Origin of the sequence: Ruminococcus flavefaciens ND2009 (assembly GCF_000621785.1) — a bacterium.
Lineage (GTDB): Bacteria > Bacillota > Clostridia > Oscillospirales > Ruminococcaceae > Ruminococcus > Ruminococcus flavefaciens_C.
Genome location: NZ_JHXI01000016.1, coordinates 1 through 14,493, shown reverse-complemented (window position 1 = coordinate 14,493; position 14,493 = coordinate 1). Strand labels below are relative to the sequence as shown.

At 51.5% G+C, this 14,493-nt stretch carries 13 protein-coding genes; 6 read left to right on the top strand and 7 right to left on the bottom strand.

The genetic code is table 11. The annotated features are described in order from the left end of the window. Nucleotides 1-13 precede the first annotated feature (13 nt). Nucleotides 14-184 (top strand): FeoB-associated Cys-rich membrane protein, encoded by a 171-nt coding sequence (locus tag T488_RS19235; protein ID WP_082320437.1) that lies wholly within the window; start codon nt 14-16, stop codon nt 182-184. A 95-nt stretch (nt 185-279) separates the two neighbouring features. On the opposite strand, the gene T488_RS0104910 is transcribed toward T488_RS19235, so the two are convergent. The 7 genes from T488_RS0104910 to T488_RS0104880 all read right to left on the bottom strand — a co-directional run bounded on the left by T488_RS0104910 (nt 280) and on the right by T488_RS0104880 (nt 8,105). After that, nucleotides 280-1,692 carry a ferric reductase-like transmembrane domain-containing protein gene (locus T488_RS0104910; RefSeq protein WP_028519840.1) on the bottom strand — a complete coding sequence of 471 codons (1,413 nt, stop codon included), beginning with the start codon at nt 1,690-1,692 and terminating at the stop codon, nt 280-282. Nucleotides 1,693-1,813: 121 nt separating this feature from the next. Beyond that, a complete protein-coding gene (locus T488_RS0104905; RefSeq protein WP_028519839.1) occupies nt 1,814-3,301 on the bottom strand; it encodes a hemoblobin-interacting domain-containing protein in 1,488 nt (495 codons plus the stop codon). A gap of 39 nt (nt 3,302-3,340) precedes the next feature. Continuing rightward, complete coding sequence (locus T488_RS0104900) at nt 3,341-3,745, bottom strand: flavodoxin (RefSeq protein WP_196243270.1); 405 nt, start codon at nt 3,743-3,745, stop codon at nt 3,341-3,343. Continuing rightward, complete coding sequence (locus tag T488_RS0104895) at nt 3,742-4,326, bottom strand: DUF3793 family protein (RefSeq protein ID WP_028519837.1); 585 nt, start codon at nt 4,324-4,326, stop codon at nt 3,742-3,744. Before T488_RS0104895 ends, T488_RS0104900 begins: the two co-directional genes overlap by 4 nt. A gap of 115 nt (nt 4,327-4,441) precedes the next feature. Then, on the bottom strand, nt 4,442-4,720 hold the full coding sequence (locus tag T488_RS0104890) for a DUF2325 domain-containing protein (protein ID WP_028519836.1): 279 nt from the start codon (nt 4,718-4,720) through the stop codon (nt 4,442-4,444). 366 nt (nt 4,721-5,086) lie between these two features. Beyond that, nucleotides 5,087-7,381, bottom strand: a complete 2,295-nt coding sequence (locus T488_RS0104885) for an ABC transporter permease (RefSeq protein WP_028519835.1) — start codon at nt 7,379-7,381, stop codon at nt 5,087-5,089. 22 nt (nt 7,382-7,403) lie between these two features. Beyond that, nucleotides 7,404-8,105: an ABC transporter ATP-binding protein gene (locus tag T488_RS0104880; RefSeq protein WP_028519834.1), complete on the bottom strand. Its 702-nt coding sequence runs from the start codon at nt 8,103-8,105 to the stop codon at nt 7,404-7,406. A gap of 439 nt (nt 8,106-8,544) precedes the next feature. Between T488_RS0104880 and eno the strand changes: the two genes are divergently transcribed. From eno to T488_RS0104855, 5 genes are all read left to right on the top strand, one after another. Then, nucleotides 8,545-9,846: a phosphopyruvate hydratase gene (gene eno / locus T488_RS0104875; protein ID WP_028519833.1), complete on the top strand. Its 1,302-nt coding sequence runs from the start codon at nt 8,545-8,547 to the stop codon at nt 9,844-9,846. A gap of 223 nt (nt 9,847-10,069) precedes the next feature. After that, nucleotides 10,070-10,861 (top strand): class I SAM-dependent methyltransferase, encoded by a 792-nt coding sequence (locus T488_RS0104870; RefSeq protein ID WP_028519832.1) that lies wholly within the window; start codon nt 10,070-10,072, stop codon nt 10,859-10,861. A gap of 39 nt (nt 10,862-10,900) precedes the next feature. Continuing rightward, complete coding sequence (locus T488_RS0104865; protein WP_028519831.1) at nt 10,901-11,785, top strand: helix-turn-helix domain-containing protein; 885 nt, start codon at nt 10,901-10,903, stop codon at nt 11,783-11,785. A 137-nt stretch (nt 11,786-11,922) separates the two neighbouring features. Next, a complete protein-coding gene (locus T488_RS0104860; protein WP_037297137.1) occupies nt 11,923-12,234 on the top strand; it encodes a DUF6110 family protein in 312 nt (103 codons plus the stop codon). A 47-nt stretch (nt 12,235-12,281) separates the two neighbouring features. Continuing rightward, nucleotides 12,282-14,366 (top strand): heavy metal translocating P-type ATPase, encoded by a 2,085-nt coding sequence (locus tag T488_RS0104855; RefSeq protein ID WP_028519829.1) that lies wholly within the window; start codon nt 12,282-12,284, stop codon nt 14,364-14,366. The last annotated feature ends 127 nt before the right edge of the window (nt 14,367-14,493 follow it).

The following is a 14,493-nucleotide window of genomic DNA, read 5'->3' as shown; positions in this document are numbered from 1 at the left end:
AGGAGGGATAAATATGATCGGATGGCTTTCGGCAAACCTCGGAACTATAATAGTCGCATTGATACTCATCGCTGTTGTGGGACTTATCCTTTACAAGATGATAAAGGATAAGAAAGAGGGCAGATCATCATGCGGTCACGGCTGTCAGAACTGTGCCATGAAGGGCACCTGCCACAGAAAGTGAACGCTTGCTCCCGTCCATAGATACAGACATCTTCACAAAATGCCTTAATATGAAAAGCCCATGTCTTGATGACATGGGCTTTTTGTTGTATCGTCTTATTTTCTTGCCTGTGAAAGGGCGTCCTTGACTGCGGCGATAGCGCCCTCAGCGCTTCTTGTAGCTCCGCAGCTTGCATCAACATCGGCGCTCTGTGCCGACATTATCCTGCCGGGGATAGCCTTTTCAGCCATTACGCACCAGTCCGCGTCATCGTCGGGGAAGCTGAGACTGATAGCAGTTATAACGTCATTCTCGATAGTGACATCGGCATAGACTGTTCCCTCATAGTCCTTGCCCTCATCGGCAGGAGAGGTACCCGTGCCTGTGAATGTACCGTTATTGTAGATGTACTGCACCTCTGGCTCTGCAGCTGCCTGCTGCTGTTCCTCCTGAGGAGCCTCCTCTTCTTCCTGAGAGCTGCTGCCGCTGTCCTCAGCGGACTCATTGCTGCTTTCCTTTTCTTTTTCCTTTTCCTTATCCTCATCGGACTTCTTTTCCGCTGTGGTGGACTCGGTCTTTGACTTGTCGTCCTTAGCCTTGGTAGTCTTTGCGGCAGTTGTTGTACCGACCTTTTCCTCGTCCTCAGCCGCAGCCGTGGTGGTCCCGGCGGTATCATCGCTCACAGTCTTTGTAGCCTCCTCGGAGAGGACTGCCTTCTTGCTGCTGTTGCCTGTACGCTTGGGAGCCGCCTCCTTGCCGGGCTGCATGAACATCACAGCGCCTCCCGTGAGAAGGACTACAGCCGCTGTACATACAGCGTTGAGAGCTCCGCTCTTTGCAGGCTTCTTGGACTTCACATACCACTTTATGATACGGAATACAGCATAGCCGAAGAAAACTGCAGAATAGAGAAGAATGCTCAGTATCACATCTGCTCCGCCGCGCTTTACCTTGGGGAGATAGATGACCATGATGTGCACATAGATGAGTGCGTAGAATACATATGCCGCGCGCTGGATATTCTTCCAGGTCCTGGGCTTTATCTTCTTTCTGATGGTCTTGAACGAGATCACCGTGAGGGGGATCATGATTAGCATGAGTATGAGACATACCACACAGGTGGTGATGAACTCGGTGCTGGGAGAGATATTGTACTTGCTGAAGGTGGATAACCTGTCAAGGTATGACAGCGTGTATGTAACGGCATGGGAAAGGGTTATAAGAGCCGCAAAGATAGACAGCTCGCCGCGGATGGGCATTATCTTCTTTATGGCTGCCGAGCCGTTGGGAAGGGCTGCTGCCCAGGCTACTGCACACCACAGCGCACAGGCAAGGGCACCCTTGTTGAATATTCCCAGGACGTAGGTACTGAACCACTCGGGGAACTTTATATCAGCCTGTCCCGCGGCAAATGCTGCGGCACTGAGCACAGCGGCTGCGATATAACATACAGCGGGCTTCTTTTTCAGAAGGTCTGCGCCGAACCATACAAAGGCTGCTGTCAGAATTAGGGATATAAGAAATATCATACTTGCTCCTGTCCGAAGGCTTATAGCCTTCTACATAAAATTATCCCTGTAAGATACTCCCCCGCGTCATTGCGGGAGAGTATTTCAGGGAATGTGAAAGGAATGGAGAGTTATTCTGTTATTACTTTCTGCGCTTGCTGAAAGCTATTGCGCAGGCTCCTGCTGCTGCAAGTGCCATGATGGGCATTGCTGCGGAGGTGTCTCCTGTCTTTGGGCTGTCTGACTTTGTTGTAGTCTTTGTAGTTGTCTTTGATGTTGACTTAGCCTTTGTTGTAGTAGTTGTTGATCTGCCTGTTGTAGTAGTTGTTGTTACGGGATTTGTGTCTATCTCGAAGTTATAGGGCTCTGTGTAGCCTGTTGCTGTAACAGAGAGGCTGTACTTGCCCGAGCCGTCGAATACATTTGTCTCGCCTGACTTGGCGTCCATCTTGATCTCGCCTGTTTCGGGGTCGATGACTGTAACGCCGCGGCGTCCTGTATTGTAGGTGTTCTCGCCTACCTTTACGGAGGAGATGTTCTTGAGGAAGTTTGCTGCGTCATCAGCTGTGAAGCCGTCTGCTGCAACAAGCTTGCCGTCTGCATACTTTACGGGAATGTCGCTTGAGGTGAGCATGAAGTTTCCGCTTATGTCGGAATACTTGCCGTTGGAATCAGAAACAGTCAGTGTGTATCTGCCGGGCTTTGCATTTGTGTAGCTGACAGTGTTTCCGGAAACTGTGAAGCCGTCGGCAACTGTGCCTGTCTGAGCGTAGTCGGCAGGGAATACAGAGTTGTCGAACTTGACTGAGCCGCTGCCTGCCTTGCCGTCCTCAACTGAAAGTGAGTCTGCCACCTTTAAGGGAAGGTATACGTTCTGACCCGAAACAGTGCTGTAGCCGCCGAGAGTGATGAATGTCACCTCTGTGATGGTCTGGCCCTGAGAGCTCTTATAGTGCTCTGAGGAAAGAACGTTGCCGTGGCTCTCCTTCTGCTTTACGCCTGCGCCCCATGAGATAGCACCGTTGCGCCAGATATTCTCAAGAGCACGCATACCGTAGGAAGTGCCCTCCGAGGTCTTTACGATAACGCCGTAAATATCGGCATTCTGTGGGATCTCGCTTACGCTGATCTGATAGTCGCCGTAATTTGATCTTGTGGATACCTTTACCTCGCCGCCGAGAGCCTCCTCGCCGTTTGTGTCAACGAGCTTTCCGAAGGAAGCCTTGCCGCCCTCAACTGTAACGGGCTTGTAAGCTGCGGGAGCTGTGTCAAGTGCTGTGAAGTCATACTTATCTGTCAGTGAATCAAGGTCTGCCTGTGAGATGCTTACGGGATAGATAACGCCCAGGATCTTGCCTGCGCCGTCGTTGTATGTACCTGCACAGAGACCGCCGTTCTTCCATGTGCCGTCCTCCTGTACGGAGCCTGTATCTGTCATGTTCCACTTGTTTGCTGTTGCTGAGGAAACTGCGTCTACTGCCACACTGTTGTTGAGCTCTGCTGCATAGAAATCAGCATAGGGTATCTTCATCATGCCGTAGACCTGGTCGTCAGCTGCGCCTGATGCGCAGGGGATAACAGAAGCAGCTGCCAGAAGAGCTGCACTGAGGATCGATAATGATTTCTTCATTGTTCTAATTCAACCTCTTTACAATTATTTATATTTTTCTTATGCTATTGCAGCGGCGATCTCCTTGATCTTAGCGAGATCGTCGTCGGAAGGAGCCTCGTTTACGATGATGCCCTCGCCGTTTACCAGCTCAGCACCTGCTGCCTTAACTCTTTCCTCCCAGTTTCTCATCCATTCGCCGTCGCCCCAGCCGTAGGAGCCGAAAAGAAGTACCTTCTTGCCGCTGAGTGAAGCCTCTGCTGCTGTGAAGAAGGGCTCGAACTCGTCCTCCTCAAGTACCTCTGCGCCCATAGCGGGACAGCCAAAAGCGATAGCGTCATAGTCTGCAACATTGCCGCTGAACTCGGAAACGCTAAAGAGCTCTGCATTTGCGCCCTCTGCTGCTGCCTTAGCCATAGCCTCTGTGTTGCCTGTGCCGCTCCAATAGATAACTGCTGTTTTCATGATAATTCCTCCTTGGTTATTTTAAGAGCCTGAAACATATCAAGTCCCTTGTTTAATCTATCGCACAGAATATCTCTGCATCGACCGTAAATATTAAATGTACGCTGTGCCGACTCAACGTCTCCGTAGACCTTCCAGCAGCCGCACAGCAGGCAGTTCCTGCCCTGATTTTCGATAAATCCCCTTATATCCTCCAGCGGATACCCTAAAAATGCGCCTATCTCATGAGGGAAGCTGCCGCAGCTCATACGGTCTGTCAGCAGTGCAAGCTTTTCTTCAAAGCTCATGTCCGCAGTATAGCCGTGATCTGAAAGGAAATCCTCAACATCTGCCCTGCTCAGCCATGCGCTCAGCAGCTTTTCATGATAGACATATATAAGCGTGCGCTCCCTGCACCTGCACAGTACCTTCATTTTAAGACCATGTGCCGCAGCGCTCTCCGCAGAAGCTTCAACGTATCTCCTCACATCCCCTTCGGACTGGCTCACGGAGACCAGGTTCGCGCACTTCACGCCGAGAAGCGTCGGCGCGGTATGTATCGCAAGAGTATTCTCGAATTCATGCTTTTCACATTCAGACATAGCTTCCTCCCCATTATGCTACCCTTGTCCCGGACCGTCCTGAGACAGCCCGGAACTGCCGTTTCGGCAGGATAGTCAGTAGCCTTCCCTGCTGCTTTCTGCAAAGTCAGCGGGACTACGCGTAATTGGTAAGCAGCTGTTTCAGCGCGCTCACACTGGAACTGTGAATGTGCTCCACAGGGATCCCGTGTTTTTCTGAGCGCTTCTTAACGCCGCTGAGCATTTTGTGAGAACAGGTACCGGTAAATACTACCATCAGGTCGGGAAAGCCGATCTTATTCTCGAAATCCGCAGGCATCTGAGTAAATACTTTGGATTTGATGTGGAACGATTTGCATATGTCCTGATACCTTGTCGCCATACGGTCATTGCCGCCTACGATCACAATACTCATGGGTCCCTCCTTGTTAATGGAATGTTATGTAAATCTAACATATCTTGATAAAATATACGGAGATGAACTCCGCATAGCTTTATATAATAGGTTAGTTGTTTCTAACCGAATAGAATTATATCATTCAGTTTAACATTTGTCAAGGCAGTTATACGGGTCTGATGTTAGTTTTGTAAAACATTATCATGCACCCCGTTGACACGGCGGTGAAACTGTATCTTTTGCACAGATTTTTACTGCCCCTTTTCATTCCGGAGTTGCCCCTGTGCAATCGTTACGCAGCTGTATCCGCCACAGACACACAGACCGTTTTCGGCTATATAAGAGGAAACGGCTCCCGAAAGAGCCGCTTCTGTATACCCGGTTTTATTCCATGCCTTTGAGCACTTCCACCATGTCTATGCGCTTTATGCGCCTTGAGAACATGAAGCCCACCAGCACGGATATGAGCATTACAAATGCCGCCGCTATGACATAGGTCAGGGGACTTATATAGCAGGGCCAGTCAATAGCATCGCCGTTTGAGTCCATCATCGCCTGAAGGGGTGCCCTTCCGAGGGGGATGCCCAGGATAACGCCTATGACCGACAGCCACAGGTTCTGCGTTGACAGCAGCCTTCTCACCGCCTTGCTCTTGAAGCCAAGCACCTTGAGGGTAGCAAACTCCTTCTCGCGCTCGTTGAAGGAGAGATTTCCCGAGTTATAGAGCACGATGATGATGAGAAGCGCCGAGAAGCCCACCATGAAGTACACCAGCAGGTTCATGACCTCCATGTTCTTGTCGAAGGCAGCTTTAAGATCCGTCATGCTGTGGACTGCGGAAACGTAGTCCCTGTCCTCAGCAGCGGTACAGTCATTTTTGGAGACCATCATGGCAGGGGCAAAATCAAAGCCTGCCGCCTCATAGTCCTCACGAAGCATGGTTATGCCCGTTACGGAGGGGTGACGGGAGATAAGACCGATAGTGTTCTCGTTCCACTTGTCGCCCGTTGCGGTCTTCCAGTAGACCTTGTCCCCTTTTTTCAGTCCCAGCTTCCTTGCCTGCTTCATGGTGAGAGCCACAGTGCCCTTCTCCACGGGGCAGATATTAAGGTCAACATCGGAAACGCGGAAAAGTCCCTTGCCCTCGGTCACGGAAAGAGTGCAGCTGATTATATCGTCGGAGGTGGGATGCGGGTCAGCAGCCACGGAGATCATATTCATGGCAATAAGCTCGCCGTCGATCTCGCCGCGGAGCGCCTCTGCGTCTTCTATGGAAGCGGAGTCCTTGAACAGCACCTGCTCCTCATAGTTCTGTATATCGCTGAAATACCAGTTCTTCACATAGTCCACGGTATCGTAGGCACCCAGTCCCAGGGTCATTATCATCATGCCCATGCAGGTGCCGAATATGCCCATGAAGGCTCTCATCTTTGAGCGTGAAACATCTCTGAGGTTGTACCTTGAGTTGAAGCCCAGCTTGTTCCAGAAGGGCAGCTTCTCGAAAATACACTTCTTTGCCGTGGGAGCGGCAGCAGGTCTCAGTGCCTCCGAGGGGTGTATTTTCAGTATCTGCTTGCAGCTCACATACGCCGCCGCTGTGCAGATGAAAACTATCACCGCCGCAAGTATTATGCTCTTGTAGTCATAGCCGGGGCGCCAGTCAGGCACCTGATAGAACTGACTGAACATATCCACCATGAGCTTTCCGAAGGTGAAAAGTCCCAGCACCATGCCGAGGACGCAGCCTATTGCAGAGATGACGAAGCTGTAGCTGAGGTAATGGGTCATTATCTTCCGCTTCTTCATGCCGAGAGCGTTCATGGTGCCTATCTGTGTGCGCTGCTGAGCTATCATACGCTTCATGGTGGTGACGATTATCAGCAGAGCTATGGCAACGAACACGAATGAGAATATGTATGAGAAGCTGTCATGCTGCTTCAGCTCGTCGGTGAGACGGTTATAGCCGTCCACGCTCCTGCGGTCGCCGATGAAGGAGTAGTTGTCATCAAGGGCGGAAGCAATATCGTCCTCCAGTTTGAGAGGGTCACCCTCACAGGTGAATATCATCTCATTGTTTATGCGGAGCTCCTCGGGGAGCACCTCCTGAGCCAGATAAACAAAGCCGATGTTATGGAAGTCCGTATCCGTATCCGAGGAAGCGCAAACGAACTCATATTCGGGAGTTGCGATAAGTCCCTTTATCTCCTTCTCTATGTCCTGTCCGAGAACATGAACGGTCAGCCTGTCGCCGATGTTCAGATCCCATGCCTCGGCGAACCTGTAAAACAGCCACACGCCCTCAGTGTCGGCAGGGTCATAGTCCGCTCCCTTCATGGTATAGGGCACCGTCACGGAAGCGCTGTCCTGAAAAATGCAGTACATCTCCGCGGTGTTGTACTTCTCGTCCGCCTTGCCCAGTATCTTTGTCCTGAGCTGAACGTCCTTCACCTTGTCCAGAGCCTTTACCCTGTCAGCCTCCTCAGTGCCGAAGCCTGAGCCGTATATCCAGCCGTCGGAAAAATTGGCATTCTTTTCAAAATCCTTCCTTGCGGCATTGCCGCCTATAACATTTGCCTGAAATCCCGTATAGCACCACATTGCAACCATGGACAGTATGAGTATTGACAGGAACTGTGCAAAATTCGCCCGCATATCGCGGAGCATTTTCTTCCAGAGCATTTATCCTTTCCCCTTTCTCGTCTTACCACTCGATGTCATTTACGGACAGGGGGCTTTCATTGGTCTTTATGGACTTTATCTTGCCGTTGCGCATATGTATTATCTTGTTGGCGCATTTAGCAATGTCCGCATTGTGTGTTACCAGTATGACGGTATGACCGTTCTCTGTGGAGAGCTTCTGAAGAAGGTCGATGACCAGCTTTCCCGTCTCGGAATCAAGGGCTCCCGTAGGCTCGTCGCCCAGTATTATCTTAGGGTTCTTGGCAAGAGCCCTCGCGATGGAGACTCTCTGCTGCTGACCGCCCGACATCTGTGTGGGGAACTTGTGCTTCTGGTCTCCCAGCCCCACTCTCTCAAGCATCTCATCGGGACTGAGAGCGTCCTTCTTGATGTCCTTTACCAGAGCCACGTTCTCGTAAGCCGTCAGGGACGGGAGAAGGTTGTAGAACTGGAATATAAACCCTATGGTCTCAGCGCGGTACTCCGAGAGCTTGTTGTCGTTATATGACGAGATCTCATTGCCGTCCACGATGACCTTTCCCTCCGTAGGTACGTCCATGCCGCCGAGCATATTCAGCACAGTGGACTTTCCCGCACCGGACTGTCCCAGAATGACCACGAACTCTCCTTTTTCAATGGTAAAGCTCACATGGTCCACAGCTACCTGCATACCCTCGCCTTTGCCGTAGGTCTTGACTACGTCCTTGAATTCAACTGCTGTCATAATTATATCCTCCTAATATCCCTTTTTTGTCCGCGGAAAAGCAGTCAGCACCGCGAACATTAATATTATATCACACTAACATAAATTTTACAAGATGTAATATCTACGCATATTTGCCTATGTTAGCACAGTGCAACTTTCAACCATATAAGGAGCCTTTTGTTTGTAATATCTTTCTACAATTTTTTTCCGTGGTCAGAACAGAGATGTGATTATTCACAAAAATCATAAATTAGTGGTTACTTCATTGACAACTGTAAAAAATAATGTTAGAATAAAATTCGTTAGCGATAGCTAACGCGAATAAATCATTGCAGGCTCCTTTCGGTCTGCACTTCCGGATAAGGTGCATATTCAAGAGCCTGCACGGATCAGTGCGTGCTGAGCACGCTGATAAATACACGCCGTATTCTTCATTGCGGCAGATCGGAGTAAAAATATGACATATCTTGAAATTGAAAAGGTCATCGGCAGAGAGATCATGGACTCAAGAGGCAATCCCACAGTTGAGGCTGAGGTTTACCTTGCAGACGGTACAGTCGCAAGAGGTACTGCTCCCAGCGGCGCTTCAACAGGCGAATTTGAGGCACTTGAGCTCCGCGACGGCGACAAGAGCCGCTATCTCGGCAAGGGCGTTCAGAAGGCTGTTGACAACATCAACAACGTTATCAACGATATTCTGGTGGGCATGGACGCTTCAGACATCTACGCCATCGACAAGGCTATGATCGAGGCTGACGGCACCAAGGACAAGTCAAAGCTGGGCGCTAACGCTATCCTGGCAGTTTCCATCGCCTCAGCAAGAGCAGCTGCTGAGGCTCTCGGTATCCCGCTGTACAGATTCCTCGGCGGTATCCAGGGCACAAAGCTCCCCGTTCCCATGATGAACATTCTCAACGGCGGTGCTCACGCTGACAGCGCAGTAGATACACAGGAATTCATGATCATGCCTGTAGGCGCTCCCTCATTCAAGGAAGCCCTCAGATGGTGTGCTGAAGTGTTCCACACTCTCAAGAAGCTCATCAAGGACATGGGCGACGTTACAGCCGTAGGTGACGAGGGCGGCTTCGCTCCCAACAAGCTCACCAGCGACGAAGAGGCTATCGAGAAGATACTTGAGGCTATCAAGGCAGCAGGCTTCGAGCCCGGCAAGGACTTCATGATCGCTATGGACGCCGCTTCCTCTGAGTGGAAGAGCGAAAAGGGCAAGGGCTTCTACAAGCAGCCCAAGAGCGGCAAGGAGTTCACTTCCGATGAGCTTATCGCTCACTGGGAGTCCCTCGTAGACAAGTACCCCATCATCTCCATCGAGGACGGTCTCGACGAGGAGGACTGGGAAGGCTGGCAGAGAATGACAGCCAAGATCGGCAGCAAGGTTCAGCTGGTAGGCGACGACCTCTTCGTTACAAACACAGAGCGTCTCTCAAAGGGTATCTCACTTGGCGCAGGCAACTCCATCCTCATCAAGCTCAACCAGATCGGTTCCGTTTCCGAGACTCTTGAGGCTATCAAGATGGCTCACAAGGCAGGCTACACAGCTATCTCATCACACAGATCAGGTGAGACTGCTGATACAACTATCGCAGACCTTGCAGTAGCTCTCAACACCTGCCAGATCAAGACAGGTGCTCCTTCAAGATCAGAGCGTGTTGCAAAGTACAATCAGCTTCTCCGAATTGAGGAAGAGCTGGGCGCATCTGCAGTATATCCCGGAATGGCAGCATTCAACGTTAAAAAGTAAATTCATGATACACCTCCCCTAAAGGAAACAGTCCCCGAAGCGTCCCATATGCTTCGGGGACTGTTTTTTGTCTGAAAACTGTGTTTCCCCGGGCTACCCTCTTGAATTATGGAGAATAAAGTGATATAATAATATTGTGTTTGCTTTATCTAACTATGTTAGCTAATACAAATATATTTATGAGCGACAAATTTATGCAAAATCTATAAACGGAGGAAAAGAGATGGAAGCTGAATATAAAAACTGGGTGCCAAACGGCATGGTGGCGGCTCTGACTGCGGGAACTGTTCTTCTTGCGGCAGGAACCGCGGCTGCGGTCATTTGCGGGGACAAGCTCTCTCCCACTGCCAGGACAGTGGTCACGGGAGCCCTCGGTACAGGCACTGCCGTATGCGGAGCTATGGCTGCCTGGAGCATTTATGCCCACGGCAAGTTCTCATATAACGGCTCAAGAAAGCTGTCAAAGCAGATAGTTGAAGGAACTGCAAAGTACATAGACCTTCCCGAGGGAGGTGTGGGGCTTGATATTGGCTGCGGAAGCGGTGCTCTCACCATTGCCTGCGCAAAGCGCAACCCTCAGGGCAGAATGATAGGCATTGACCGCTGGGGCAAGGAGTATGCCTCCTTCAATCAGCAGCTCTGCGAGGACAACGCCGACGCCGAGTGCGTCAGCAACACGGAGTTCTATCAGGGGGACGCTACTTCCCTTGACTTTCCCGACGAGTGCTTTGACGCTGTGACCAGCAACTACGTTTACCACAACATTACAGGTGCGGACAAGCAGCAGCTTCTCAGGGAAACACTGCGCGTACTGAAAAAGGGCGGCACCTTCGCTATACATGACATTATGTCAAATTCAAGATACGGCGATATGGAGCGCTTTGCAGAGGAGCTCCGCAGCGAGGGCTATGAGTACGTCGAGCTCATCGACACCACCGACGGCACATTCATGACGGGCTTTGAGGCTGCAACTCTGGGGCTTGGCGGCTCAAAGCTCCTCATCGGAAAGAAATAACGGCTCCGATATGGACATACAGAAAGGAGGCGGGGAGCAATGACCGTATACAAGCTGTTTTCGGGAATAAGTCTCATTTATCATGATATTTTCAGCATTGGCGGCGCAGCTTCACCGCCTGTGACAGGGGATCTCCTGGAGGTCAGCTTCTGCTGCGGCGGCAGGAGCGAATACCGCAGGTCACAGCACTGCTATTATCTATCCGCAGATGAATACATGATGCGCAGGTGCAGCCCCGGCGATACGGGAGCAAGATACCCCACGGGACAATACAGCGGAGTTACTCTGCTGGCGGATATGAATGGGGACATGAAGGAGCTTTCACAGCTCCTTGACGGTGCGGAGAGAGTACCTGCCCTGCTGGCAGAAAGGCTGAGGGGAGCACTGTACGTGAACGGTACCCCCGACATCGCTGTACATATATTCAAGGAGCTGTGGGACCTGCGGGAAAAAGCTTCCGCAGGTCTCATGAGGATAAAGGCTGTAGAGCTGCTCATGGCTCTGGGTGACATTGATATGGAGACCTCTCAGGCAAGGGAGCACAGCATCACCGACGAACAGATGAAGGTGGCGGATAAGGTCTGCACCTTCGCCTGCTCAAATATAAACGAGCACTACACCATTGCTCAGCTGGCGGATATGATGAGAGTCTCACAGACCAAGCTGAAGTACTGCTTTCGCATGGTCTACGGCTGCTCGCTGTACGCCTATCTGAGGCGTCAGAAGATGTATGCCGCCGCAGAGCTCCTCCGCACCACCGACAGGAACATACTTGATATAGCTGTGGACTGCGGCTATGACAACGGCAGCAAGTTCGCAAAGGCGTTCCGCGATGTCATGGGAAGAAGTCCCCGTGATTACAGGAAATACGCAGGTGTCCGAATGGAGCATTTCGCAGCAAAAACCGCTGCGGCTCCCGTATAATCGGGGATCTGCGCGGATAGGGCGGTATAACTTTTTCAACTGTTCGGAGCGGAAAGAAAGCCCTCAGATGTTGTAGAATTAAATCATGGAAGGGCGGAAAAAGTCCTTACCGATACCAATAATTCGAGGTGATATTGATGGCAGGTATATCATGGTCAAAGCTCGGTCTGTTTGCAGGCGGTGTGCTCTTCGGAACAGCAGGTGTCAAGGTATTATCCAGCAAGGACGCCAAGAAGTGCTACACCAATGCAACTGCGGCTGTACTCCGCGCTAAGGAAAGCGTAATGGAAACTGTTACCACAGTCCGTGAGAACTGCGACGATATCCTTGCAGACGCTAAGGAGATAAACGAAAAGCGTGCTGCGGAGGAGGAAGCAGCCCTCATTGAGGACGCTTGCGAGGAAGCTGAGAAAAAACCGGGGACGCAGCTGAGGAGCTGTAAGGAATGACAGACCGCCAAGGCGGTCTGTTTCTGTATAAGGACGGAGGAATAGATATGAAATGCACTGTACTGCATGAATCAAAGGGACGTATCAGGGTGCATATCTGTCGGAGCAGAATGACGCTCAGACAGGCTGATATAGCCGAATACAGCCTTGCCGCCCTCAGCGGCGTCAGGAACGTGAAGGTCTTTGACAGGACCTGTGATATTATTATCAGCTATGAATGTCACAGAGGGGCTGTCATAAAGGCTCTTTCGGAGCTGTCTCTTGATGCCGAAAGGGCGGCGGAGCTTGTCCCCGAGCATACCGGCAGAGAGCTTAACCGCGAATACGAGGAGAAGCTGGTCTCCGCAGTAACACACAGGCTCCTGCACAAGCTGCTGCTTCCTGCACCCATAAGAAGGATAATCTCCTTCATAAGAGCCGTAAAGTACATAGCAAGGGGCATAAAATGCCTGCTTCACGGAAAGATAGAGGTGGCTGTCCTTGACGCCACAGCAATAGGAGTTTCACTGCTGAGGGGAGACTACAACACCGCTGGCTCTGTAATGTTCCTGCTGAAGGTGGGCGACATTCTTGACGAGTGGACACACAAGCGCTCAGTAGACGACCTTGCGCGGACCATGTCCCTGGGAGTTGAGCAGGTCTGGCTGAAGACCTCCGAGGGGCAGGAAGTGCTTGTGCCGGTGTCCGAGGTACGCAGGGGCGACATGGTCATCGTCCGCACAGGCTCCATGATACCCCTTGACGGCAAAGTCACCGCAGGCGACGCCATGGTGAACCAGGCTTCAATGACGGGAGAATCCGTACCCGTCCACAAGAGCGAGGGCTCCTACGTCTACGCTGGAACAGTCGTTGAAGACGGCGAGTGTACTGTCTGCGTTGAGAGCATAGCAGGAGGCGGACGGTATGACCGTATCGTGAAGATGATAGAGGAGTCGGAGAAGCTGAAATCCACAGCTGAGAACAAAGCTGCACATCTTGCGGATAAGCTGGTGCCCTGGAGCCTGGGAGGAACTATCCTCACCTGGCTGCTGACGAGAAATGTCACAAGGGCGGTGTCCATACTCATGGTGGACTTCTCCTGCGCACTGAAGCTGGCAATGCCCATATCCGTGCTCTCAGCAATGAGGGAGTGCAGCAGGGCAGGCATAACCGTCAAGGGCGGACGCTTCCTTGAGGCTGTCTCCGAGGCGGATACAATAGTTTTCGACAAGACGGGAACTCTTACCTACTCCTCACCGAGGGTGGCTGAGGTCATAACCTTCGGCGGCAGAGACGAGGCTGAGATGCTGCGGCTGGCAGCCTGCCTTGAGGAGCACTACCCTCACTCCATCGCAAATGCGGTAGTGAAGGAGGCTGAGGAGCGCGGACTTCTCCACGAGGAACGACACTCAAAGGTGGAATACGTTGTGGCACACGGCATATCAAGCTCTGTTGACGGCGAAAGAGTCCTCATAGGAAGCTATCATTTCGTAGTCGAGGACGAAAAGTGCCTTATCCCCGATGAGAGGGTATTCAGGCACCTTCCCAAACAGTATTCACACCTGTATCTCGCTATTGCAGGTGAGATAGCGGCTGTAATATGTATAGAGGACCCCCTCCGCAAGGAGGCTTCACAGGTAGTGGAGCAGCTCCACAGGGCAGGGCTTTCCAGAGTAGTCATGATGACAGGCGACAACGAGCGCACCGCAAGGGCTGTTGCCGAAAAGGTAGGCGTGGACGAGTACCATTCCGAGGTGCTCCCCGAGGACAAGGCTGCCTTCATACGCAGCGAGCATGAAGCAGGCAGAAAGGTCATCATGATAGGCGACGGTGTCAACGACTCCCCTGCCCTCAGCGAAGCCGATGCAGGCATAGCCATCAGCACCGGAGCTGCCATAGCCCGTGAGATAGCGGATATAACCATTTCCGCCGAGGACCTTTACTCCCTTGTGGAGCTGAAGCGGTACAGCGACGCTCTCATGAAGCGTATCGCATGGAACTACCGTACTATCATCAGCTTCAACGCAGGGCTGATAGTTCTGGGAGCTCTGGGTATACTTTCTCCTGCGGTATCGGCACTGCTGCACAACGCCTCTACCCTTGCCATAGGAATGAAAAGCATGACAGACCTCGACACCGGTGAAAAGGATTAATGCATTAATAAGCAAAAAAGGCGGACTGTAAGGGCGGTGCTTATATAGAAGTTTACGCGTAATTATGGGGGAAAAACCTTTCTGAGGAAAGGTTCTTTCCCCCATACCCCCTTTTCCAAAGACTTTT

What these genes read in the sequence shown, in the direction of transcription:
- T488_RS0104865 (WP_028519831.1), top strand. Translation starts at nt 10,901, where the DNA reads ATGACCGTATACAAGCTGTTTTCGGGAATAAGTCTCATTTATCATGAT.
- T488_RS0104880 (WP_028519834.1), bottom strand. Translation starts at nt 8,105, where the DNA reads ATGACAGCAGTTGAATTCAAGGACGTAGTCAAGACCTACGGCAAAGGC.
- T488_RS0104900 (WP_196243270.1), bottom strand. Translation starts at nt 3,745, where the DNA reads ATGAAAACAGCAGTTATCTATTGGAGCGGCACAGGCAACACAGAGGCT.
- T488_RS0104910 (WP_028519840.1), bottom strand. Translation starts at nt 1,692, where the DNA reads ATGATATTTCTTATATCCCTAATTCTGACAGCAGCCTTTGTATGGTTC.
- T488_RS0104885 (WP_028519835.1), bottom strand. Translation starts at nt 7,381, where the DNA reads ATGCTCTGGAAGAAAATGCTCCGCGATATGCGGGCGAATTTTGCACAG.
- T488_RS0104890 (WP_028519836.1), bottom strand. Translation starts at nt 4,720, where the DNA reads ATGAGTATTGTGATCGTAGGCGGCAATGACCGTATGGCGACAAGGTAT.
- T488_RS0104860 (WP_037297137.1), top strand. Translation starts at nt 11,923, where the DNA reads ATGGCAGGTATATCATGGTCAAAGCTCGGTCTGTTTGCAGGCGGTGTG.
- T488_RS19235 (WP_082320437.1), top strand. Translation starts at nt 14, where the DNA reads ATGATCGGATGGCTTTCGGCAAACCTCGGAACTATAATAGTCGCATTG.
- T488_RS0104895 (WP_028519837.1), bottom strand. Translation starts at nt 4,326, where the DNA reads ATGTCTGAATGTGAAAAGCATGAATTCGAGAATACTCTTGCGATACAT.
- eno (WP_028519833.1), top strand. Translation starts at nt 8,545, where the DNA reads ATGACATATCTTGAAATTGAAAAGGTCATCGGCAGAGAGATCATGGAC.
- T488_RS0104905 (WP_028519839.1), bottom strand. Translation starts at nt 3,301, where the DNA reads ATGAAGAAATCATTATCGATCCTCAGTGCAGCTCTTCTGGCAGCTGCT.
- T488_RS0104870 (WP_028519832.1), top strand. Translation starts at nt 10,070, where the DNA reads ATGGAAGCTGAATATAAAAACTGGGTGCCAAACGGCATGGTGGCGGCT.
- T488_RS0104855 (WP_028519829.1), top strand. Translation starts at nt 12,282, where the DNA reads ATGAAATGCACTGTACTGCATGAATCAAAGGGACGTATCAGGGTGCAT.